Origin of the sequence: Priestia aryabhattai B8W22 (genome assembly GCF_000956595.1) — a bacterium.
In the GTDB taxonomy this organism is placed as follows: Bacteria; Bacillota; Bacilli; order Bacillales; family Bacillaceae_H; genus Priestia; species Priestia aryabhattai.
This window is the reverse complement of the sequence record NZ_JYOO01000052.1, coordinates 1-22,339: the sequence shown is the minus strand read 5'-3', so window position 1 is coordinate 22,339 and position 22,339 is coordinate 1. Positions and strand designations below refer to the sequence as shown.

The window sequence follows — 22,339 nt, the reverse complement described above, 5'->3', positions numbered from 1 at the left end:
AAGAAGAAGAGAGAAGAGAGAAGAAGAGAAGAAGAAGAAGAAGAAGAAGAGGAAGAAGAAGAAGAAGAAGAAGAAGAAGAAGAAGAAGAAGAAGAAGAAGACGAAGAAGAAGAAGAAGAAGAAGAAGAAGAAGAAGAGGAAGAAGAGAGAAGAGAAGAAGAAGAAGAAGAAGAGGAAGAAGAAGAAGAAGAAGAAGAGGAAGAAGAAGAAGAAGAAGAAGAGGAAGAAGACGAAGAGCACGAAGAAGAAGAAGAAGAGGAAGAAGAAGAAGAGGAAGAAGAAGAGGAAGAAGAGGAAGAGGACGAAGAAGAGGAAGAAGGATATTAAAAGTACGGCAGAATTCTTAAAAGGATGTGAGAGTTCAGTGAAATTTTGCAATAGCTGTGGTGAAAAACTAAAGAGAAATCGAAAATTTTGTGTGAACTGTGGTCAACAGTTTGAAAAAGATGTAAAGACAACGAGAGTAAATAAGCTATTTAAACCTAGGCAAAAAGAAAATACAGCACCTAAAAAGAGCAGTAAGAAATCAAAAGTAATGGTTATTTCTATTGTATTAGGGGCGGCGATACTGGGTGGTGCTTATTACGGAATAAATAAAATGTTGATGCAACCAAAGGCGATAGCAGAGGGCTTTATTGATGCTGTTAAGAAAAACGATATAGCAAAGGTAGAGAAATATGTAAATGAAGGTCTTACAGAGCTAAAAGCTAATGACAGTCAAACACAAGCTTTTATTACTTACCTTCAGAAAAATCCGGAAGCGATGTCAGCTATGACTGATGATTTATCTTCATACGGTAAGAATACTACTCATGAAGATTCTATCTATCCCTCTTATGCCCATCTTGAGCAAAACGGAAAGAAGTGGTTTATTTTTAATCGCTATGTAGTAAGAGTAAGCCCAATGTATGTAACAGTTAAATCGGATGAAGACAAGACGATGGTATACGTGGACGGCAAAGGGGAAGGTCTTATCCATCAAGAGGCTACTGAAAAAATGGGCCCTTTTCTTCCAGGAGACCACGTTTTCAAAGGAGCTGTAAAAAATGAATATGGTACAGCTACAACTGAGCAAATAGTAAAAAGTGCAGACACGGAAGCAATCGTAGATTTTGATTGGTCTAATCACGAGGTGCATGTTTCTTCAGATTATGATGATGCAACACTATTTGTTAATAATAAAGACACCAAAACAGAAATTGGTGATATTGACTATATAGGTCCACTTCCAATGGATGGTTCTGTAAGCGTATATGCAAAACGTGAATTCGATTCTGGAGAAAAGAAAACGGAAGCAGTATCAATCAAAAAAGGGATGACAGAGATTGCGCTCAACTTTGACGAAGAAAGTACATCCAAAGTATCAGCCCCTGTTAAGGAAGAAGAGGAAAATCATCAAGATTCAAACACTGATTCTGGAGTATCTACTAGTGAAGTTTCTAGTTTTATAGAACAATATATGAATGCTACGATTTCCTCCATTAATAGTGGGGACTTCTCTATTGCAGAGCCTTTTATCGATTCTAACGGACCAAAATATAGGGAACAAAAAGAGTATACAGGTTATCTAATTAACAAAGGAATAACAGAAGATTTACTAAGCTTTAATGTAAATAGGGTAACAAAACTCGATGATTCTATGTATAAAGTGTATACCACAGAAGAGTACGATATTTCGTACGGAGATGGATCTGTTAAATATAAGAAATTCAACAGTATTCATAAAGTAAAAGAATTATCTGATGGCAGTTTAGGAGTTTACCAGCTAGTGAGTTCAACGGAAGTAAAATAAGGAGAAAAAACTCTCGAAGTATACCCCCTGGAAGCTCCTTTTTTCCGGGGAGGGACCTTCTAAAGTGAAGAATTTATGATTTGTACGTTATTTTATTTTTATGTGATCATTTTACTTTGCTCCTGTTTCATCGTATCTACTAGTTTACGAGGTTCAGCCTATAGCTAGTTATAAGTAAGAAAATCATTTCGTATTAATAAAGCACAGTCTTTAAAATTTTTTAATTATATAAATATAAAGGAGCAATTGGAAATGAAGTATTGTAGTAACTGTAAACAGCAACTAGAGAAGGGGCAGGCTTTTTGTACTAAATGCGGGCAAAGCGCAGCGACAAATCAAGAAGTAGCGTCTGCTCATCAGCCTCAACAAGAGGAAACGCAGCGATCCCCCCGTAACTCTATAAGTAAAAAAACAAAAGTTCTTTCGGCTTCTATACTGGCTGCAGTCGTTGTTTTAGGTGGAGGGTATTACGCAGTAGATAAGATGGTAATGTCACCTCGAGCCGCATCGGAGGGGTTTGTAAAAGCGCTCAAAGAGAAGGATATTGACAAGGTAAAAAGCTATGTAAATGAAGGACAAATTGAACTTAGTGCAAATGATGAGCAAACGAAGTCTTTTGTAGAATATCTGCATCGTAATCCAAAGGTTCTTTCCTCCATTAATGATGGGTTATCCTCAGAAACGGCATCTTATGAAGAAACAGGGACTCTAGATGAGGTTTCTGAGGAAACACAATCGCCATATGCGCATTTGCAAAAAGACGGAAAGAAGTGGGGCATTTTTGATCACTATACCGTTCGTGTAAATCCTGCCTATGCGACTGTAGTATCAAGTGAAGAAGACGCTATGATTTATGTAGACAACCAAAAAGTAGGTAAAATCAACAGTGAAAACGGTGAGAAAAGCGTCGGTCCCTTCTTACCAGGAACGCATAAAATTAAAGCAGTTATTAAAAATGAAGGCGGATCGGTATCCGATGAGCAAAGCATTGATACCTTTGAAGAAGAAACGGCAAGCGTTCATTTTGATTGGTCCGATTATGAAGTAAACATTGATGATTCAGATGAGATTGAAAACCATGAGGAAACTGAAGCTGAAAATGATACAGCAGCTGAAGAAGAAGCTGATATTAAAGATGCTATTACGTCTCATTATAATCTTATTACTAGTGATGACTTTTCATCAGCTTATAATTACTTTGCTTCAAGCCGTAAAAGCTCAGTGGATTTAGCGGATTGGTCAAAAGGGCTACAAGCAAACTCTAGAGACGATGTAACAGATGTGCAAGTAACCGCAGTAGATGGAAATGAAGCAAAAGCTGATATTAAAATGACGTCTTACGATGACAATGAAGACGGCAGCACGTTAGTTCAAGAGTGGGAAGGCAGTTGGGATCTTGTTAAAGAGAACGAAGAATGGCGACTAAGCGAAGCACATCTTGAGAAAGTAGATTCGAGGACTGAATGAAAATGAAAAAACCTATCTTTTTAGTTATATATGCAGCAATTGCAGTTGTATTAATCACAGGAGCAGCTTGGGCTTATCAGTCTATGTCAAAGCCTGCTTCTTCTGTCGTAAAAGCGCCGACTACAGAAAAAATCAGCACAAAACCAATAAAAGCCTCAGCAGAAAAAAGTAAAAGTCAGCCTAAAAGTACATATCAGCAAGTACAAGAACTTATGAGTAACATGACGCTGCAAGAAAAAATCGGTCAAATGATGGTCGTTGGTTTTCAAACAGAAGAAGTGGATGATCATATTAAAACGATGATCTCAACCTATCATGCAGGCGGCGTTATTTTATTTGATCGAAATATGAAAACGCCAAAGCAAGTAGCCACGTTAACAAATAGCTTGCAAGATTTAGCTCAGGAAACCAAGAATCAAATACCCTTGATGATGGGAGTTGATCAAGAAGGCGGTGAGATTGTCCGCATGAAGGATCAAGTATCACCGATTCCTTCACAGCAAGAGCTAGGGCAGAAGAATAATAAAGACCTAGTATATCAGGCTGCAAACCGCAACGGACAAGAACTTGCAGCGATGGGTTTTAACGTAGACTTTGCGCCTGTATTAGACCTGTCTGACACAGATACGCGTTCGTTCGGCACAGACCCCGAAAAAGCGGCTGAGTTTGGAAAAGCGGCTGTGTCAGGGCTAAATGCGAACGGTCTAACAGCTGCGCTTAAGCATTTTCCGGGCAATGGACGAAGTAATATTGACCCGCACTTAGAAACATCATCTGTTAAAGCAGATAAACTGGATTTAGAGAACGGAGATATTTATCCGTTTAAACAAATGGTCAGAAACGTAGATAACAATAACTTCTTCGTTATGGTAACACATATCAAATATCCGGCTTATGATAAAGAAAACCCGGCAAGTATTTCACCGATTATTATCCAAGAGCTTCTGCGTAAACAGCTTGGATATAAAGGGCTTGTGGTAACTGATGATCTTGAGATGGGCGCTGTGAGTAAATACTTTACGTATGAAGAACTAGGTGTGCGAGCTGTAGAAGCAGGCGCAGATGTTCTGTTAGTTTGTCATACGCTTGACAGCCAAGAAAAAATGTATAACGGTATTTTGCAAGCAGTAAAAGAAGGGAAGATATCTGAGAAGCGAATTGATGAGTCGGTAAAGCGAATCCTGACGCATAAGCTAACGTCTGATATTCAGCTGCATGTAGACCTTGAAACAGCAAAAAACGTAGTAGGCAAAAACAAATAAAAAAAGACGTCTTCCATGAGAAGGCGTCTTTTTTTATTAAACCCAATACCTGGGATACTGCCGGTCTTGAAATAAATTGTTATACGCAGTAGAAATCAATACAACCACACACGCACAAATCATAATAATACCTAAATATCCCCAGCCTGCTTGAGTATTAATTGCGACAATCGCGCTAGCTGCCGCGGGAGGATGAACGGTTTTTGTAAGAATCATTAAAATAAGAACAAAAGCAAGCACAATGGCTATAGTGATTAGACTTCGATGAAATAAACTCCAAATAATAAGTGCGGAAACCGTTGCAAGCAAGTGCCCTCCAAGCACGTGGCGCGGCTGTGATAAAGGACCTTTGTGAGCTCCGAAAACAAGCACGCAGCTTGCGCCAATCGGAGCAAGCGCCATAGGATAACCAAGCGCTAGTGCAATCGCGCTGCTGATGATAATCGCAATTAAGCCTCCGATTGAAGAAACGACTGCATCTCTATAGTTGATTTTAGGTTCTTCTTTTAGTTCTCCTTTCATCTTTTTAGCATAAGAGCTTAAGTAAGACAGAAAGGGACTTTTTGTTTGAGCAAAACTTTTTTCAATCTGCATTTCTTCTTTCCTTTCTCTTTTGTAAGTAAAAGTTGTTTGTCAAGTTGTATGTCAGAACATCTGATATATTAAGTTAGTTTATAAGAAAAGAAGGATTACTGGAAGAGGAAAAATATCTTTTTTTATTGGAAATTCTTTTGATGAACGAAAAAAGGTGGGGGAGGCGGTAGAAGGGTCTCTATGTGCAGTAAGAGCAGGAGAAATGTATAATAGACCTAGAGGTGACTAAATTATGTATCTAGTAGACTACCATCATCACACAAACAATTCATTTGACTCACAGGCAGTCATGAAAGAAGTGTGCGAGCAAGCTGTAAAAAACGGCATAAACGAAATTTGTTTTACCGAGCACTTTTCATTAAATCCATTAGCGCCAACTTACGGTCATATGGATTTTGATAAATATGAACGAGAACTAGCAGAATGCAGAGATCAATTTCAAGGCCAGCTAGTGATTAAAAAAGGAATTGAAATTTGTGAGCCGCACTATTTAAAAGAGAAGTATCAAGAAACGATGAAGCAAGAGAGCTTTGATTTTATTTTAGGATCGGTTCATAACATTAATAATATCAAGCTTCGTAAACATTTGGAGCTAAACGATAAAGAAGCGATTTACCGCGCTTATTTTAATGAAATGTATAAGCTAGTAAGCGAAGCGGACATTGACGTGCTGGCTCATTTAGATTTAATGAAGCGCTATGCGTTTGAACAGTACGGTATTTACGACTATCATCAATTCAAAGATATTCTTGCCGATATTTTGAAAAAAGCCATTGATCGCAATATTGGAATTGAAATTAACACTTCAGGTATGAGAGGGAAGCTGGGCGAAGCATTGCCGGCACTTGAAGTTGTTGGGCTGTACCGCGATTTAGGCGGAGAAATCTTAACGATTGGCTCTGATTCACACTTCGCTGAAACCGTAGGAGCACATATGAAAGAAGCGGTTGAAATGGCTAAGCAGTGCGGATTTACGGAGATTTATACGTTTGATCAACGTAAGCCAAAAGGAATTCGTATTTAATATGAGTGGATTTGACTTTCCTCATTATTAATACACGAATCTCAGACTCTATTCAAGCGTTTTTTGAACAGCTTGATTGCGACAGCCATTTCTATGAAAAAATGTTAGAAGAATAATATTATTTGCAAAAAGCACGCTCTAATATGAGCGTGCTTTTTAAATTTACTGCTGCTTGTACTCCGATAAAAATCTCTGAACTTCTTCGACGGTCAGCCCTAGCTTGCGAGCTGATTCCATAAGACTTACCCAGTCTGGATCGATTAACAGTATATTTTCTTTTTTCATTACGATTCATCCACCCTTTGCCAGGGAACCCAGCCATCATAGCCAAAAGCGGCCTTAGACCTGAAGCTTTGCGTCACTATTTTTCAATAATTTTGCCCTTATCTGGATAATTTGTAATAGTGTTCTTAGTATACAGTTATTTTACAAGATAAAATTTGTAAAAGGTGTCGAAATGGGTCGATTGTCATAAAAAAATTAAAAGTCAGATAATAGATGCATCAGTTTGTTCTTCGGAACTTTAAATAGTACTGAAATTCAATAAATTCTTCTTTGGTCATGCCGTCTCGAATAGCTTGTTCAATTAGATAGAGCCATTCTTGGTTGAGACTTGGCTTTGAAGTTAGAGCTGGACGGCTGATATCTCCTTCAATTAATTCATCGATTGTTGTATGAAGAGAAGAAGCAATTTTATCAAGCATTTGAAGAGAAGGGTTATTATTTAACCCTTTTTCTAAATGAGATAAATACGATTTTGAAATACTAGCTTCTTCAGCTAAGCGTGTAATAGAATAGCCTTTTTTTAATCGCAAATTTTTAATCTTTTCTCCTATCACTTCAGTTCATCCTCTTTTTATTGGTTTTTTTGTTCATTATAACGTATAAAAACGGTTTGTGACCGTTTTTTTATCAAAAATGTTCTTTATAAAGAATTATTTAATGTTTTTTATTATGAGACATATCAACCAATTCACGCCCAGTTCATATAACCGGTGCACAATAAAAACAGAAAACATTGAACAGGAGAGATAAAGATGACGTGGAAAAACGAATGGACAAAGTGGATTACGCACAGCGAGCTGCCAAGCCAATTAAAAAAACAAATGAGTGAAATGACCAAAAGTGAACGAGAAGATGCCTTTTACAAACAGCTTGAATTTGGCACAGGAGGAATGAGAGGCGAGCTTGGTGCGGGACCAAACCGTATGAATATCTATACGATTCGAAAAGTCACGGCTGGACTTGCTGCATACATTGAAGAAAACGGAACGGAAGCTAAAAAACGAGGAGTCGTGATTGCGTATGATTCCCGCCATGGTTCAGCAAAATTTGCTTTAGAAGCAGCTAAAACGCTAGGAACTTACGGAATTAAAAGCTATGTATTTCAAGAGATGCGTCCAACACCAGAACTATCATTTGCCGTCCGTTATCTTCGTGCTTACGCTGGCATTATGATTACAGCGAGTCACAACCCCGCAGAATACAATGGCTATAAAGTATATGAAGAAGACGGAGCACAGCTTCCTCCTAGAGGGGCGGATATTATCGTCATGCATATGAATAAAATCGAAAATGAACTGCTGCTTGAAGTAAAAGACGAACGTGAACTTCTGAGACTAAATCTAGTAAGCTATATCGGCGAAAACCTGGATCAAGTGTATCTTAATTACGTAAAAGGACTTCAGCTAAACAACGATGGGGTAAAAACAAACCTGTATATTGTTTATACGCCGCTTCACGGTACAGGACAAACGCTTGTGCCTCAAGCACTTCAAAACGCCGGGTTACAGCACATCACAATTGTGAACGAGCAAAAAAATCCCGATCCTAACTTTTCAACTGTTTCATCTCCTAATCCTGAAGAAGCACAGGCTTTTCAGCTAGCAATTCAGTACGGAAAAGAAAAAGCTGCGGATTTACTGCTTGCTACAGATCCAGATGCTGACCGATTAGGAGTCGCAGTAAAAAATAACAGGGATGAATATGTACTGCTGACAGGAAATCAAATGGGCGCTTTATTGCTGCATTATATGCTGTCACAGAAACAAGAAAAGGGAGTACTTCCAGATAACAGCGTTATGCTTAAAACGATTGTTACATCAGAGTTAGGGCGTGCAATCGCAGAAAATTATGGTGTGGAAACAGTGGATACGCTCACAGGCTTTAAATACATTGCCGAAAAAATAGAAGAGTATAAAAGAAAAGGAACAAAAACGTTTCAATTTGGATACGAAGAAAGCTATGGTTACTTAATCGGTGACTTTGTTCGTGATAAAGATGCCGTTCAGGCAGCGGTGATGATTGCTGAAGCAGCTGCTTATTACAAACAGCAAGAAATGACGCTTTATGATGGACTAACAGAGCTTTATGAAACATACGGCTATTACAAAGAGTCTCTTACTTCTTTCACTTTAAAAGGAAAAGACGGAGCTGAACAAATAAGCCGTATTGTGAACAGGTTCCGAGAGCACCCTCCGACAGTAATAGCCGGTTCAGCAGTCAAGAAAATAGAAGACTACCAAAGCGGGAAAAGAATCAACTTGCTCACCGCTCAGCAAGAAAGATTAGACTTGCCTTCATCCGACGCACTCAAATTTTGGCTGCAAGACGGCTCTTGGTTTGCACTTCGTCCTTCAGGCACAGAGCCGAAAGTGAAGTTTTATTTTGGAGTCAAGCAAGGAACGGAGGAGGAGAGTGAAGAGCGATTAAGAGAAATGGAAACAAATGTTATTAATATGGTTGAAAGTATCATTTATTAGCAGAGAAGCGCTGACTGCATCAGGGTAATTTTTTATTAGCAAAAATACTGCCTGGATTCAAAGCGAAACAGCCTGGACGCATCAGCTGATTCTCACAATGTATCTGCTGCAACTGAAGAACAGCTTGCTTCCATAAGGGAGATTGATTCATTCATTGACAATAGATGTAGCAAATATGGCAAAGAAATTGTAAGAATTGATTGCGATATTTAAAGGGTTGGAAGCTTTCAAAGCCAAGAGAAAAACTGAAGCAAAAAGATGCAGTAAAAAACAAGCTGAAACTAGTAAGACTATCTGCAGCTAATTTCATACATGAAAAAAAGTCTGGTTCTCATTGAGAACCAGTACTTTTTTTCGGTTTTATTATCAAGCAAGATATAAAGATATCTCTAGCATTATAGCATGAACAAAGGACAATAGTCATTAAAATATGGAAAATAAATAAGAAAATATCTTTATTGGATTTTAAAATAATTGTCACCGTTCACAGATAATAAGCAGCAAGCTAAATAAATGAAGATAAAGTACTGGAAAATCTAAGGGTTTATCCGATATTAGAAAAGATGCCTTTAAATTTATATAGTACTAGAAAAGTAGTAAAAGTAAGGAGAGCAGCCAATGAAAAACATGATGAGAATCTTGGTAGCGATAGCTATCATTCTAGTTCCTTTAACGGTTTTTTCGACAGCAGAAGCCGCAGGAACAGAACCTCTTGTATCAGTAGAACTAAGAAATTACTTAGGCAATAAAAGCAGTATTACAATTCACCCTTCAGCATTGTATCGTCTCAAAGGTGAGGATGTAGCTCTGCAAGCAAATAAAGATTATGAAGTGAAAGCAGCAGGTACGAACGTGGTGCTATATCAAGAAGGAGAAAAGGTAGGAGAGTTTTCTAGCTTTGAAGTTACACCTTCTACTTATGATGCAAAACTTACTATTAACGGCATGTCTTATTTAGGGGACATGAAGTTTATAAATGAAAGCAATAAGTATGTTCGTCCTGTCAACACTCTTCCTATAGAAGACTATTTAAAAGGTGTAGTAGGAAAAGAGCTGTATTGGTCTTTTAAAACGGATACGTTTAAAGCTCAGGCAGTAGCAGCAAGAACGTATGTACTTAGCCTTAAGAAGTCAGTAATCAACGATACGACGAATTTCCAAGTGTACGGAGGCGACTATTGGGATGAACGTATCGGTAAGGCTGTAGATGATACATTTGGACAAGTCCTCACGTATAAGGGAAGTATTATAAACTCGGTATATTCTTCAAGTAACGGAGGAATTATTCAATCCAACACAAATGTCTGGGGAACTCCAGTTAATACATATTCTCAAGTGAAAGATGATCCGTATGATCCCCAAAAAATATGGACTAAAACGGTTCGGAAAAAACAAATTGATTTATCAGGAAAAGACTTAAAAAAGCCAGAAGAATGGTGGAGCAAAACAAAAGAAGCTGACGCAGAAATGACCAATCGTATTAAAGACAAAATGTTAGCTGGAGAACTAAAAGAAAAAGATATTAAGGTTACAAGCATTTCAAAAATTAATTTCTACGCTCCTGACTCAGCCAAGCGTGTAACAAAAGGCGATATTAGTGTCAAATATATTGTGAAAAATGAGTTTGATAAGAACGGAAATATTGAGGAAAAGCAATGGAATTTAATCGGCAGTTCAGCTGGAACAATCAATTATCTTATTACTGAAGGAGGGATAGGCAGTAAGTATGTGACAGAGATTAATGATGACGGGACTTCTATTATCATTAAAGGAAAAGGATTTGGACATGGGATAGGCATGAGTCAATTTGGCGCTGACGCTATGGCTGCGGGAGAAAAAAACTATCAAGAAATTCTCGCATTTTATTATCCTACAACTCTTCTAACAAGCGCCTATGACACAGATTATCCAAGAGTGTATAAAGTACTGCCTAATGCTCCAGAAGTAAACGATATCACATCAGAAGATACGAAAGTTACGGGGAAAGCAGCGCCTGGGAGTATCGTATATGTGAAAAAAGGATCGACGTTGTTAGGCCGTAGTACAGTATCCAATCAAGGTACATATTCTGTATCTATACAGCCGCAGGCAGCTAAAACTAAAATTGGCGTAGTGATTAAAGATAGTGCAGGATACAGCCCTTATACATATAAAACAGTTATACAAAAAGTAACAAAACCAGAAGCACCAACCATTAACAAAATCTACGATCAAGATACATCAGTCAGTGGAACAGCTGAAGCAAACAGTATCGTATATGTAAAAAAAGGAGCAACAGTGCTGGGAAGAGGAGTAACAACCAAGCAAGGAACGTATAGCATTGGAATAGCATCTCAACCCGCTAATACGAAAATAGGCGTGACGGTGAAAAACAGCGCTGGGTATAGTGGCTATACGTACATGACTGTTTCAAAAACTGTTCAAAAACCAGCCGCTCCTGTTATTTATACAGTGACTGACCAAGATACACATGTAACGGGGACGGCTGAAGCAAACAGTATTGTGTATGTAAAAAAAGGAAGCAATAGTGCTGGGAAGAGGAGTAGCAACCAAGCAAGGAACATATAGTATTGGAATAGCGCCTCAGCCTGCTCATACTAAAATAGGCGTGGCGGTAAAAAACAGCGCTGGGTATAGCATGTACACATACAGTACGGTAGTGGCAAAATATACAGCACCTAGTGCACCCGCAGTTAGTGATATTACGGATGAAACCGCAGTCGTCACAGGAACGACTGAAGCAAGAAGCCGTGTATATGTTAAAGCAGGAACAAACGTAATTGGAATAGGTACGGCAAATAGTAAAGGTGCATTTAGCATCTCTATTCCAAAACAAGCAGTAAACACTAAAATAGGCGTAACGGCAAAAGGAAAAGGCGGATACAGCCCTTATACTTACAAAACGGCGGTATCCTCTAGTGCTTCAGCACCTAGTGTAAACCGTGTTTTTAGTCTTGCAAACACAGTGACAGGGACAACAGAACCTAAAAGTGTTGTCTATATCAAAAAAGGATCTGAGCTAATTGGAAGAGGCGTAGCAGATAGCAAAGGTTCTTTTAATATAGCCATTACACCGCAGGCAGCTAAGACGAAAATCAGTATCATTATTAAAAATCCAAACGGTAAATACAGCCCGTATCGTATTATGACGGTCGGTTAACAAAAAAGCGGACGCATTTAATCTATAAATGCGTCCGCTTTTTGCTTATTCAGCTTTATAAAAGAAGAGAAGGAGATAACAAACCTCCATATATTAAAAAGAAAACCAAATTTTTCTCTCCGTTTTTTCTTGATTAAGATAGAATAGAAAGAGAATCTATTACATAGGGACTAAAGTATTCAGCTGCAATAAGAGTATGCAACTGAGGAACAAAAGGAGTTACGAATGAAACTATCGACTACTGATGTAACAATTGAACTTAAAAACTTTTATCAGCTTCTAGTTACTTGCCACGGACAACACAAACATACAAAAATGTCTTATTACTTAATCAAAGATCAAGAAGTCATTGAAAAGATTCCGTATTCTAGAAATCATTCACATACGTTTAACTTACATGAACGAGGAAGATATAGAGTAAAAGTCTTTATGCGGAACAAGGAAGGAGAGCAAACAGTAAAAACAAGCGACGATTTTCGCTACAGGGATTTTGAAACGAAAGATTATCCAGTCTATGAACAGAAAATCTATTCGATAGTAGGTGTTCATCGAAATGCGGCTTTTATTAAACTATTGATGGAAAAACATAATCAAATTAGAAGTTTTATTGATCCTACCAATCAATACTGCGGCCAAACTTTTTTTGATCTTCCAGTTGAAAGTCTTGAAAATATTAAAGGACAAAACGTTGCGTTAATTGCGTTAGAAGGTCTCGAACTAGACGACTATCCTACAGAGAGCTATACCTTAAAAGTAAGTGAAACAAATATACTGACAAATAGCTTACATCGATTCCTAGCAATGGATCTTTACAAACTATCTAGAACCTTTTACAAAAATGGCTTAACAAAAGGAGCGGAATATGTAAAAGACTTTATTCGACACAAATTCAACTCTTATATTCCATATACAGCAGAAATAGGTGAAGGGACAAAACTCGGCTACGGCGGAATTGGAGTTGTTATCCAAAAATCAGCCAAAATCGGAAGAAACTGTACTATCTCACAAAACGTAACCATAGGCTCACGCGGCAAGCAGCCGGTCATTGGAGACAATGTATACATTGCTCCCGGGGCAATTTGTATTGGGGGAACAATTGGAGATAATGTTGTAGTAGGAGCTAATGCGGTAGTGACAAAAGATATTCCAAGCAACTGTGTCGTAGCAGGAGTTCCGGCTCAGATTATCAGTACGGAGATGGAAAAGTACGAGAAATATGTAAAAAAAGAATAGTGGGCACCAAAAAAGATCTCTAAATTCTAGAGATCTTTTTGTATCTGTAAAGTAAAAATAAAAACAGTGCACCACCAAACGAGTCAATAGCCACATCAATAATTCGCCCGTCACGTCCGATAATAAAAGCTTGATGCAACTCGTCTAAGAAAGCAAAACAAGCAAGTAAAAACCACGCCTTTACATATCTCCACGAACTTTTTTTCAAATTCCAGTAAATTAATAGAGCTAGTAAGCCGAAAAAAGAAATATGGGCAATTTTGCGTAAGATAAACTCTAAATCAAACCCATATGTATAAGGCATATAAAATTCACTGCCAGGATGCAACACAGACCAAAAAGTAGCTTTATGATTCCAAATTGAAGCATTGCTCCATGAGTTTGGATCCGTCACTAGAAGATGCGGCGTGTGGGAAAAATGAGAAATAGCAAGTATCATCGAAACAACACAAATTCTTTTTAGTATCATACAAAAAATTCCTTTTATTTTTAGATTTATCTTCATATCGTAAGAGAAAAGCAGTGAGAATGCAAGAAATATCCTTAAGCGTCTTTCTCTTTGTATAATTCATTAAGATATTTTCATATAGAAATAACTATTATTTTTGCTTCATATAATATAAGTTCTAATAACTTACTAAATATAGAAAAAGGTAAGGCTATGAACATTTAACGACATAAAAAGGTCTTTTTGAGCGAAAATATTATCTTTTCATTCAAAAACCTTGTTATATCGCAAATTTCGACAAAAAATCTTATCCCTCTTTTCCTATTTTTGTGATAACATTAATTTTGCCATTGTGTAATAAGTTATAGGTCTAATGTCTATTAATAAAAAATGTATAGGAATAACTGAGAATATATAAGATGAATGAACTATAAAAATCATTTTAGATAAACGTCCCAAACCCTTAGAAACTTGTTGAAATTAAAGACAAGTTTTTAATTTTTTCTGATACAGGATGAATATTCAAAAATAGTAATAAAAAGAGTGATATGTATGGTAATGTCTCCTCTACCACTATCAAAGGAGGCACTCGGCTACACTGTGGGTAGAAAAGTACCTTAGACGCGTTTGTTGTCAGGAGTGTGGTGTGAGGTGGGGTTAAATGCCCGAATTAATTTATAAGCATTTACGAATGCGCTGCTGTTGCAGCGCATTCGTAAGTGCTTACAAAAAATATATATTAAATAGGAAGAAACAAGGAGTGAGTGACGATGAAAAAAATAAAAAAAGCGATTATTCCAGCTGCTGGACTCGGTACGCGTTTTTTACCAGCAACGAAAGCAATGCCAAAAGAAATGCTTCCAATTGTTGATAAACCAACTATCCAATATATCGTCGAAGAAGCGGTTCAATCGGGTATTGAAGACATCATCATCGTAACGGGCAAAGGAAAACGCGCGATTGAAGATCATTTTGATTATGCTCCAGAACTTGAAAATAATTTAGTCGAAAAAGAAAAATTCGATATTTTAGAAAAAGTGCGTCAATCTTCAAACGTTGATATTCACTATATCCGTCAAAAAGAACCAAAAGGGTTAGGACACGCAGTATGGTGTGCTCGTAACTTTATCGGCGATGAACCATTTGCCGTGTTGTTAGGCGATGATATTGTCCAAGCGGAAACACCTTGTCTTCGTCAGTTAATGAATGAATATGAACAAACCCTTTCGTCCGTAATAGGCGTGCAAACGGTTCCTGACAATCAAACGCACCGCTACGGTATCGTGGATCCAATTTCAAACGACGGTCGCCGTCATCAAGTGAATACATTTGTAGAAAAGCCAGCCGCAGGTACAGCTCCTTCCAACCTAGCAATTATGGGGCGCTATGTGTTTACACCTGAAATCTTTAAGTTCTTAGAAGAACAAGAAGTCGGAGCAGGCGGTGAAATTCAATTAACAGATGCTATTCAAAAGCTAAATGAAATTCAGCGTGTATTTGCGTATGACTTTGAAGGTAAGCGTTATGATGTTGGGGAGAAACTAGGCTTTATTGAAACCACAATTGAATTTGCATTACAGCATCCTAATTTAAAAGAGGACTTACTGCAAATTATAAATGATTTGATGGTTAAAGAAGCGAAACATAAACATATAACCACTGTCAGATAAAAGGGAGCTTCTAAATTTACATATTGATACTTTACCAAAATTTTAGCTTTAATATTTAATTAAAGGACGTAACTATTATGCTCCTTAACTAGATGTTCTTTACAAAAAAACTCACATAAAGAAGGTGTTAAATTGAGCTACTCAAAACGAGTGTCATTGCTAATAGGAATGGATTCATTAATTGTCCTATTTTCAATATTTATTGGATATTATATTTTAAACCCTTACTTTAACATTTATACACTTCAAATGTTAATAATCAGTTCTTTGACTTTATTAGTAAGCCATCATATATTTGCATTTATTTATCACTTATACCATAAGGCATGGGAATATGCTAGTGTAGGAGAACTTGTAGCTATTGTAAAAGCTGTAACATTCTCGATAGGAACGGCAGCTATTGTTCAGTTGTTAGTGAACAGTGATATATACATTCGTGTTTTATTTATTACATGGCTTCTACACATGTGCCTTATTGGCGGTTCTCGCTTTTCTTGGAGAATGGTGAGAGGACGTCTTATTAAGTCGGCTGTAGAAAAAGAGAGTGCCCTCATTGTTGGAGCAGGATCTGCTGGAACTATGCTTGTTCGTCAATTGCTAAAGCATAATGAAAGTGAATTACAGCCAATGGCTTTTGTAGATGATGATGTTGCAAAACAGAAGCTTGAGATTTATGGAGTTACAGTGCTTGGTAAAACAGAAGATATCCCTGAGATTATAGAGAAAAAGAAGATTGGTCATATTATTATTGCAATACCCTCACTTAGTAAACTTGAGATTCAAAGGATTTATCAAGAGTGCAGTAAAACAAAAGCTCAAATAAAGATTATGCCTATGATAGAAGATATCATTACAGGAAAAGTATCTGTTAATCAATTTCGGGACGTACAGGTGGAAGACTTGTTAGGAAGAGATCCAGTAGAGCTTGATACTCAAGGTATATCAAAGAAGTTAACTGGAAAAACAATTCTTGTAACGGGAGCTGGAGGGTCAATTGGATCGGAGATTTGTCGACAAGTCAGCAAATTCAAACCAGAAAAAATATTACTTCTTGGTCATGGAGAAAATTCGATTTATTCTATCGATATGGAGTTAAGAAATCGATTTAAAGGTAAATTTGAAATTATTCCTGTTATCGCTGATATTCAAGATCGCCAACGGATCTTTGATGTAATGGACAAATACAGACCAGATGTAGTATACCATGCTGCTGCTCATAAGCATGTGCCCTTAATGGAATATAACCCTAAGGAAGCTGTAAAAAATAATGTAATTGGTACAAAAAATTTAGCAGAGGCGGCTGATACATTTTCAGTTAGTAATTTCGTGCTTATTTCCTCAGATAAAGCGGTTAATCCTACAAATGTTATGGGTTCTACCAAGAGGATTGCAGAAATGGTAATTCAAGAATTGGATAAGCATAGCCAGACAAAATTTGTAGCTGTTCGCTTTGGCAATGTTCTAGGCAGCCGTGGTAGTGTAATTCCCCTATTCAAAAAACAAATCCAATCGGGCGGACCTATTACAGTTACGCACCCCGACATGACAAGGTACTTTATGACAATTCCTGAGGCATCTAGACTTGTTATGCAAGCTGGAACGCTTGCTCGTGGCGGAGAAATTTTCGTATTAGATATGGGTGAACCTGTTAAAATTGTAGACCTGGCAAAGAACCTAATTAAACTTTCAGGTTATAAAGAGGAGGAAATAGGAATTAAATATTCAGGAATTCGACCTGGAGAGAAAATGTATGAAGAGCTTCTAGGAAAAGATGAAGTACATGATGAGGCTATTTTCCCTAAGATTTTTATTGGAAAATCTGTGGAAGTGGATTTTTCTCGAGTGTCGACATTGGTTGACAATTACAATCTTTATGATACAGAGTATACTAGGGATTATGTGCTAAATTTAGCAAACAATCGTGAAAGTTTGCTAGTTGGAAGTATTAATTGATAGATTTATTTTCTTGATGGACACAAATAATAAATCGTGAGGTAGTCTAAAATGAATAGTACAGAAATCAGAAATATACCTTTTTCACCACCAAATATTACAGAGGCTGAAATAGAAGAAGTAATAAGTGCTTTGAAATCTGGTTGGATTACAACTGGTCCTAAGACAAAAGAATTTGAAAAAAGAATCGCAGAATATGTAGGTACTGATAAAGCTGTATGCTTAAATTCAGCAACTTCAGCAATGGAACTTACTTTACGTATCTTAGGAGTAGGTCCTGGAGATGAGGTTATTACTTCTGCATATACCTATACTGCAACGGCTTCTGTTATTGATCATGTGGGAGCAAAAATTGTATTAGTAGATACTGCTCCGGATTCTTTCGAAATGGATTATTCAAAGCTTGCAGAAGCAATTACAGAGAGAACAAAAGTTGTTATTCCTGTTGACCTAGCAGGAAAGATGTGTGATTACGATGGAATATATGAAGCAGTAGAAAGCAAGAAACATTTGTTTAAACCGAATAATGAAATTCAAGAGGTTTTTAACAGGGTAATTGTAATGGCGGATGCGGCGCATGCTTTCGGAGCTGAGCAAAATGGAAAGAAGTGTGGCCAAGTAGCAGATTTCACTTGTTATTCTTTTCATGCTGTAAAAAATTTGACTACTGCAGAAGGTGGAGCAGTTGTTTGGCGTAATGAACTTAATTTAGATGACGAGGAAGTTTACAAGCAATATATGTTGTACAGTCTTCATGGTCAGTCTAAAGATGCTTTAGCAAAGACTCAAAAAGGTGCCTGGGAATACGATATTGTTTATCCAGGTTATAAATGTAATATGACTGATATTATGGCGAGTATCGGATTAGTACAACTAGATAGATATAAAAATCAGCTAGAGAGACGTAGAGAGATAATAGAGTTATATGACGAAGCACTATTACCATTAGGAATTCAAAGTATAAGACACTATAACTTGAATATGCGTTCTTCTGGGCATTTATACCTTGCTAGAATACCGAATATCAATGAGAGTGAAAGAAATAATATAATTCTTGAAATGGCTCAGAAAGGTATTTCGTGTAATGTTCACTATAAACCATTACCTATGTTGACGGCCTATAAGAAATTAGGTTTCCATATAGAAGATTATCAAAATGCTTTCAATATGTATAAAAATGAAATTTCACTTCCACTACATACTTCTATGAGTGATGATGACGTTAAGTTTGTAATAGAGACATTTAAAGGGATTATTATTAATAAACAACTTTAATTGAGAAAAGGTGAGTTTCTATACAGGTTATGAGAGGAGAACATCCAAAAATGATTTTTGAACAAGTATTAGATAACGACGCTAATAGAATAGATTATGTTTACAACATTATTAAACAAAGTGGACAAGATATGTTTGAAAATCAAGGGTTGATCCACTGGAAGAATCCATATCCCAAGGAGTCTATAAAACAAGACTGTGCTCAAAAAAAGGTTTTTTTACTTAAACAGGATGGGGAGTATGTACATACTTTTCAGCTAGAATTTGTTAAGAAGGATAGTGGGAGGGACAATGCATCTCTACAAGGATTAGTTAGTAAATTTGCTACACTTCCTAAATACAGTGGACAAGGTATTGGAAAACAGAGTATGGGTTATATTGAAAGAATATGTGTTGAAAATAGAGTCAGTACGATTAAGTTAGATGTATACGATAAAAGTAAAGTAGCAATTTCTTTCTATAAAAAAAGAGGTTTTGAAGTTACTAACTCGAAGTCTACAAAGCATTTTGAAGTTTATATAATGGAAAAAAGATTGTAGTTTGTGCGTTATTTTTAGATAATGAATTAATATGGGGAAGAGTGGATTATATTGAAAAAAATTCTCATAATTGGAGCAGGTTTTCTTCAAACCTTTGTTATCAAGAAAGCTAAAGATATGGGGTACTATACTATAGCAATAGATAAGAATCCACAATCACCAGGCTTTCAATATGCCGATGAATATAAAATCATAGATATTGTTGATGAGGAAGCTTGTTTAAAATATGCGATTTCAAAAAAAATAGATGGGGTTTTAACAGCAGCTACGGATTATGGTGTTCTATCGGCATCGTATGTTGCAAAAAAAATGAATTTACCGGGTGTAGATTATAACGTAGCCTCATTAATTAAAAATAAATATGCAGTAAGAGAGACATTATTTAAGAATAAGGTGGATGAGTTATCTCAATATTATTATATTAGTGATATTAAAGAGATAAAGAGTCTAGCTGATAGTATAAAATTACCTGTTATGGTTAAACCTTGTGATGGATCCGGGAGTAAGGGAGCTAGAAAGGTAGAATATAAATATGAATTGGAAAGAGCTTGTAATGAGGCTATCAAATCTTCTCTTGTCGGAAAAGTTTTAATTGAAGATTTTATAGTTGGCAATGAATTTGGAGTAGAATCCTTTGTGTATAATGGGGAAATTAAAGTATTAGCTATTATGGGGAAAGTTATGACTAAATCACCTGATTATGCCGAACTAGGACATTATATTCCTAGCCAATCTGAGATAGAAAACGAAATAGCAGAGGTAGTAAAGAAAGCTATTAAAGTATTAGGAATAAATTTTGGTGCAGTAAATATGGATATTCTTGTTTCTGATGATAATAAAATTTACATTATTGATATAGGAGCAAGGATGGGGGGGAATTTAATAGGTTCTCAAATTATTCCTATAGGAACGGGTTTCAAGTATATGGAGGCTTTAATCCAAACAGCCTTAGGAGAGGCAATTAACCTTAGTTCTAGTTATAAACCTTTGAGTATTTCTACTAGACTGCTAGCCCTAAGTCCAGGAAAAATAGTTAGCCTACCAGACATAGAAACTATTAAAAAAGAATGTCAAGTAGAGATATATCATTATTTGGAACCTGGGAAAGTTATAAGAGAGTATCACAATAATCTGGACGGTCTCGGATATGTTATAGCAACATCTGAAAGTTTAGAAGAATCTACCAATAGAGCTGAAAAAGCCAAAAGTTTAATAGATAAGGGTATTACTAGAGAATAAATTAAGCCTAAGAAGGATTAGGAGTGAAAGAATGTATCAAAATTACTTGAAAAGGCTACTAGATCTTTTAATAGGACTTATAGCTTTGCCATTCTTTTTAATAATATATGTAGTTTTTGGTTTTTTAATTAAGTTAGAAGATAAAGGACCTGTATTGTATAAAGCAGAACGAATTGGTAAAGATTGCAAATCTTTTAAAATGTATAAGTTTCGTTCCATGAAAGTGAATGCGCCTATATTATTGAACAAAGATGGTAGTACTTATAACAATCAGAATGATCCTAGAGTCACTAGGGTAGGGAAATTTATAAGGGAAACTAGTATTGATGAAATTCCTCAAATCCTCAATGTTATTAAGGGTGAAATGAGCATCGTAGGTCCAAGAGCAAGCTTAATCTCTGCACTAGATACATTTGAAGAAGATGAACTGAGTAAAATGAATGTACGACCTGGGATAACAGGGTATACACAGGCTTATTATAGAAACGGATTATCCAATAGAGAGAAACGGTTAAAAGATGCATGGTACGCCACTAGTGTTAGTTTTTATATGGATATTAAAATCCTTTTTAAAACTGTATCTACAGTATTAAAAAGGAGAGGAATCTATACCAATAACCAGATAAATAAAAAGGAAGAAATGAAGTAATATGAGTGAAAATATAAAAAAAATACTATTTATTAGCAATATCACTAATAAGATATCAAATTTTTCTTATCCGTCAATAGTTGCTGCGCAAAGTTTGGGGTATGAGTTTCATTTAGCAGCTAACCTCTCTGGTTTCACAGACGACGCATCTAAATATAGTGTTACATTACACCACATAGACCTTGAACGAAATCCTCTAAGTCTAAAAAATATAAAGGCTTATAGACAAATGGTTGAACTTATAAAAAAAGAGAATATTGATGTCATTCATTGTAATACTCCGATTGGCGGCATTTTAGGGAGACTATGCGGAAAAAAAGAAAATGTGCCTAAAATAATTTACTCAGCCCATGGTTTTCATTTTTATGAAGGAGCATCTCTAATTAATAATACTTTCTATAAATGGGCTGAAGTGAAAATGGCTCATCATACAGATGCTATAATAACGATGAATGAAGAGGATTTTAAAGCTGCCCAAGAGATGAGGCTTCGTAATGACGGCAATGTGTATTTTATACCAGGGGTAGGAGTGGATACCACAGCTTATCAACTTTCAAAAGTAGACAATATAGGTATTAAAGAATCTTTAGGTTTGAAAGAGGACGACATAGTACTCATTGCTATGGGAGATTTAATTGCTAGGAAAAATTATAAAGCTTCAATAGAAGCAATTTTCAAAGCGAAAAATAATAAACTTCAATTTTTAATCTGTGGTAAAGGCTCAGAGTTAACCGCGTTACAACAACTTGTAAAAAAGTTAAGATTAGAAAATCAAGTGCATTTTTTGGGATTTAGAAAGGATGTAAAGGATTTACTGAATATAGCTGATATATTCTTATTTACGACTTATCAAGAAGGATTGCCAAGATCAATGATGGAAGCTATGTCAGCAGGTTTGCCATGTGTGGCCTCAAATGTAAGAGGGAATAGAGATTTAATTAAAAACGGGGAAGGCGGCTTTTTGTGTAACCCAAATGATATAGATGGATTCGCTAAAGCAATAAATTTAATATCTACCAATCACACCTTAAGAAAAGAGATGGGATTACGGAATCTTGAATCTATTAGAAGGTTTGATGTAGAAAATGTGAAGTCAGAAATGAAGAATATTTATGAAAGAGAATTCACACTCTAGTCGGTATCCGTACTGTTATTATAATGAAACACTATATCAATAATACATATATTAAGAGGGAGCTTTATGAAAAAAGATGTGAAAAGAAAAAGAATAGTTTTCTTAATAGGTAGTATGAGGAGAGGCGGAGCTGAAAG

At 36.3% G+C, this 22,339-nt stretch carries 20 protein-coding genes and 1 riboswitch; of the genes, 16 read left to right on the top strand and 4 right to left on the bottom strand.

The features are described 5' to 3' along the window. From N178_RS27325 to N178_RS24640, 4 genes are all read left to right on the top strand, one after another. The coding region (locus N178_RS27325; RefSeq protein ID WP_045295452.1) for a hypothetical protein at positions 1 to 327 on the top strand (327 nt) is incomplete at its 5' end. 37 nt (positions 328 to 364) lie between these two features. Next, complete coding sequence (locus tag N178_RS24650) at positions 365 to 1,792, top strand: zinc ribbon domain-containing protein (RefSeq protein WP_052942435.1); 1,428 nt, start codon at positions 365 to 367, stop codon at positions 1,790 to 1,792. Between the two features lie 252 nt (positions 1,793 to 2,044). Continuing rightward, positions 2,045 to 3,259 carry a TcaA second domain-containing protein gene (locus tag N178_RS25580; protein WP_052942434.1) on the top strand — a complete coding sequence of 405 codons (1,215 nt, stop codon included), beginning with the start codon at positions 2,045 to 2,047 and terminating at the stop codon, positions 3,257 to 3,259. Positions 3,260 to 3,261: 2 nt separating this feature from the next. Further along, positions 3,262 to 4,521: a glycoside hydrolase family 3 N-terminal domain-containing protein gene (locus N178_RS24640; RefSeq protein WP_237758604.1), complete on the top strand. Its 1,260-nt coding sequence runs from the start codon at positions 3,262 to 3,264 to the stop codon at positions 4,519 to 4,521. Positions 4,522 to 4,557: 36 nt separating this feature from the next. Here N178_RS24640 and N178_RS24635 read toward each other — a convergent pair whose 3' ends face one another. Continuing rightward, the gene (locus tag N178_RS24635; RefSeq protein ID WP_034653823.1) at positions 4,558 to 5,115 is read right to left on the bottom strand and encodes an HPP family protein; all 558 of its coding nucleotides are present in this window, start codon (positions 5,113 to 5,115) and stop codon (positions 4,558 to 4,560) included. A gap of 232 nt (positions 5,116 to 5,347) precedes the next feature. On the opposite strand from N178_RS24635, the gene N178_RS24630 reads away from it, so the two are divergent. Continuing rightward, positions 5,348 to 6,139 (top strand): histidinol-phosphatase HisJ family protein, encoded by a 792-nt coding sequence (locus tag N178_RS24630; RefSeq protein ID WP_045295450.1) that lies wholly within the window; start codon positions 5,348 to 5,350, stop codon positions 6,137 to 6,139. A gap of 162 nt (positions 6,140 to 6,301) precedes the next feature. On the opposite strand, the gene sinI is transcribed toward N178_RS24630, so the two are convergent. After that, entirely contained in the window at positions 6,302 to 6,424 is a 123-nt protein-coding gene (sinI, locus tag N178_RS26675) for a DNA-binding anti-repressor SinI (RefSeq protein WP_152640872.1), read from the bottom strand. A gap of 20 nt (positions 6,425 to 6,444) precedes the next feature. Beyond that, positions 6,445 to 6,531, bottom strand: a riboswitch (cyclic di-GMP riboswitch). A 111-nt stretch (positions 6,532 to 6,642) separates the two neighbouring features. Then, complete coding sequence (locus N178_RS24625) at positions 6,643 to 6,978, bottom strand: XRE family transcriptional regulator (RefSeq protein WP_045295449.1); 336 nt, start codon at positions 6,976 to 6,978, stop codon at positions 6,643 to 6,645. 198 nt (positions 6,979 to 7,176) lie between these two features. On the opposite strand from N178_RS24625, the gene N178_RS24620 reads away from it, so the two are divergent. The 4 genes from N178_RS24620 (at position 7,177) to N178_RS27705 (ending at position 13,294) form a co-directional block, all read left to right on the top strand. Further along, positions 7,177 to 8,901, top strand: coding sequence for a phospho-sugar mutase (locus N178_RS24620; protein ID WP_045295448.1), 1,725 nt, complete (start codon positions 7,177 to 7,179; stop codon positions 8,899 to 8,901). A 618-nt stretch (positions 8,902 to 9,519) separates the two neighbouring features. Beyond that, a complete protein-coding gene (locus N178_RS24615; RefSeq protein ID WP_052942433.1) occupies positions 9,520 to 11,469 on the top strand; it encodes a SpoIID/LytB domain-containing protein in 1,950 nt (649 codons plus the stop codon). Further along, positions 11,429 to 12,061, top strand: coding sequence for an Ig-like domain-containing protein (locus N178_RS25575; protein WP_052942432.1), 633 nt, complete (start codon positions 11,429 to 11,431; stop codon positions 12,059 to 12,061). The genes N178_RS24615 and N178_RS25575 overlap by 41 nt, the downstream gene beginning before the upstream one ends. A gap of 225 nt (positions 12,062 to 12,286) precedes the next feature. Further along, on the top strand, positions 12,287 to 13,294 hold the full coding sequence (locus N178_RS27705) for a serine O-acetyltransferase (RefSeq protein WP_237758603.1): 1,008 nt from the start codon (positions 12,287 to 12,289) through the stop codon (positions 13,292 to 13,294). A gap of 19 nt (positions 13,295 to 13,313) precedes the next feature. Here N178_RS27705 and N178_RS24605 read toward each other — a convergent pair whose 3' ends face one another. Continuing rightward, positions 13,314 to 13,763 carry a VanZ family protein gene (locus N178_RS24605; RefSeq protein ID WP_237758602.1) on the bottom strand — a complete coding sequence of 150 codons (450 nt, stop codon included), beginning with the start codon at positions 13,761 to 13,763 and terminating at the stop codon, positions 13,314 to 13,316. Positions 13,764 to 14,512: 749 nt separating this feature from the next. Here N178_RS24605 and galU point away from each other — a divergent pair. The 7 genes from galU to N178_RS24570 all read left to right on the top strand — a co-directional run bounded on the left by galU (position 14,513) and on the right by N178_RS24570 (position 22,202). Next, complete coding sequence (galU, locus tag N178_RS24600; RefSeq protein WP_045295447.1) at positions 14,513 to 15,412, top strand: UTP--glucose-1-phosphate uridylyltransferase GalU; 900 nt, start codon at positions 14,513 to 14,515, stop codon at positions 15,410 to 15,412. Between the two features lie 132 nt (positions 15,413 to 15,544). Next, positions 15,545 to 17,365 carry a polysaccharide biosynthesis protein gene (locus tag N178_RS24595; protein WP_045295446.1) on the top strand — a complete coding sequence of 607 codons (1,821 nt, stop codon included), beginning with the start codon at positions 15,545 to 15,547 and terminating at the stop codon, positions 17,363 to 17,365. A gap of 51 nt (positions 17,366 to 17,416) precedes the next feature. Further along, entirely contained in the window at positions 17,417 to 18,640 is a 1,224-nt protein-coding gene (locus tag N178_RS24590) for a DegT/DnrJ/EryC1/StrS family aminotransferase (RefSeq protein ID WP_045295445.1), read from the top strand. 50 nt (positions 18,641 to 18,690) lie between these two features. Then, positions 18,691 to 19,179, top strand: a complete 489-nt coding sequence (locus N178_RS24585) for a GNAT family N-acetyltransferase (protein WP_045295444.1) — start codon at positions 18,691 to 18,693, stop codon at positions 19,177 to 19,179. 51 nt (positions 19,180 to 19,230) lie between these two features. Further along, positions 19,231 to 20,418 (top strand): ATP-grasp domain-containing protein, encoded by a 1,188-nt coding sequence (locus N178_RS24580; protein WP_045295443.1) that lies wholly within the window; start codon positions 19,231 to 19,233, stop codon positions 20,416 to 20,418. 31 nt (positions 20,419 to 20,449) lie between these two features. After that, positions 20,450 to 21,067 carry a sugar transferase gene (locus N178_RS24575; RefSeq protein WP_045295442.1) on the top strand — a complete coding sequence of 206 codons (618 nt, stop codon included), beginning with the start codon at positions 20,450 to 20,452 and terminating at the stop codon, positions 21,065 to 21,067. Position 21,068: 1 nt separating this feature from the next. Further along, positions 21,069 to 22,202, top strand: coding sequence for a glycosyltransferase family 4 protein (locus N178_RS24570; protein ID WP_045295441.1), 1,134 nt, complete (start codon positions 21,069 to 21,071; stop codon positions 22,200 to 22,202). Positions 22,203 to 22,339: the final 137 nt, after the last annotated feature.

What these genes read in the sequence shown, in the direction of transcription:
- N178_RS25580 (WP_052942434.1), top strand. Translation starts at nt 2,045, where the DNA reads ATGAAGTATTGTAGTAACTGTAAACAGCAACTAGAGAAGGGGCAGGCT.
- N178_RS24640 (WP_237758604.1), top strand. Translation starts at nt 3,262, where the DNA reads ATGAAAAAACCTATCTTTTTAGTTATATATGCAGCAATTGCAGTTGTA.
- N178_RS24635 (WP_034653823.1), bottom strand. Translation starts at nt 5,115, where the DNA reads ATGCAGATTGAAAAAAGTTTTGCTCAAACAAAAAGTCCCTTTCTGTCT.
- N178_RS24630 (WP_045295450.1), top strand. Translation starts at nt 5,348, where the DNA reads ATGTATCTAGTAGACTACCATCATCACACAAACAATTCATTTGACTCA.
- sinI (WP_152640872.1), bottom strand. Translation starts at nt 6,424, where the DNA reads ATGAAAAAAGAAAATATACTGTTAATCGATCCAGACTGGGTAAGTCTT.
- N178_RS24620 (WP_045295448.1), top strand. Translation starts at nt 7,177, where the DNA reads ATGACGTGGAAAAACGAATGGACAAAGTGGATTACGCACAGCGAGCTG.
- N178_RS24615 (WP_052942433.1), top strand. Translation starts at nt 9,520, where the DNA reads ATGAAAAACATGATGAGAATCTTGGTAGCGATAGCTATCATTCTAGTT.
- N178_RS27705 (WP_237758603.1), top strand. Translation starts at nt 12,287, where the DNA reads ATGAAACTATCGACTACTGATGTAACAATTGAACTTAAAAACTTTTAT.
- N178_RS24605 (WP_237758602.1), bottom strand. Translation starts at nt 13,763, where the DNA reads ATGATACTAAAAAGAATTTGTGTTGTTTCGATGATACTTGCTATTTCT.
- galU (WP_045295447.1), top strand. Translation starts at nt 14,513, where the DNA reads ATGAAAAAAATAAAAAAAGCGATTATTCCAGCTGCTGGACTCGGTACG.
- N178_RS24590 (WP_045295445.1), top strand. Translation starts at nt 17,417, where the DNA reads ATGAATAGTACAGAAATCAGAAATATACCTTTTTCACCACCAAATATT.
- N178_RS24585 (WP_045295444.1), top strand. Translation starts at nt 18,691, where the DNA reads ATGATTTTTGAACAAGTATTAGATAACGACGCTAATAGAATAGATTAT.
- N178_RS24575 (WP_045295442.1), top strand. Translation starts at nt 20,450, where the DNA reads ATGTATCAAAATTACTTGAAAAGGCTACTAGATCTTTTAATAGGACTT.
- N178_RS24570 (WP_045295441.1), top strand. Translation starts at nt 21,069, where the DNA reads ATGAGTGAAAATATAAAAAAAATACTATTTATTAGCAATATCACTAAT.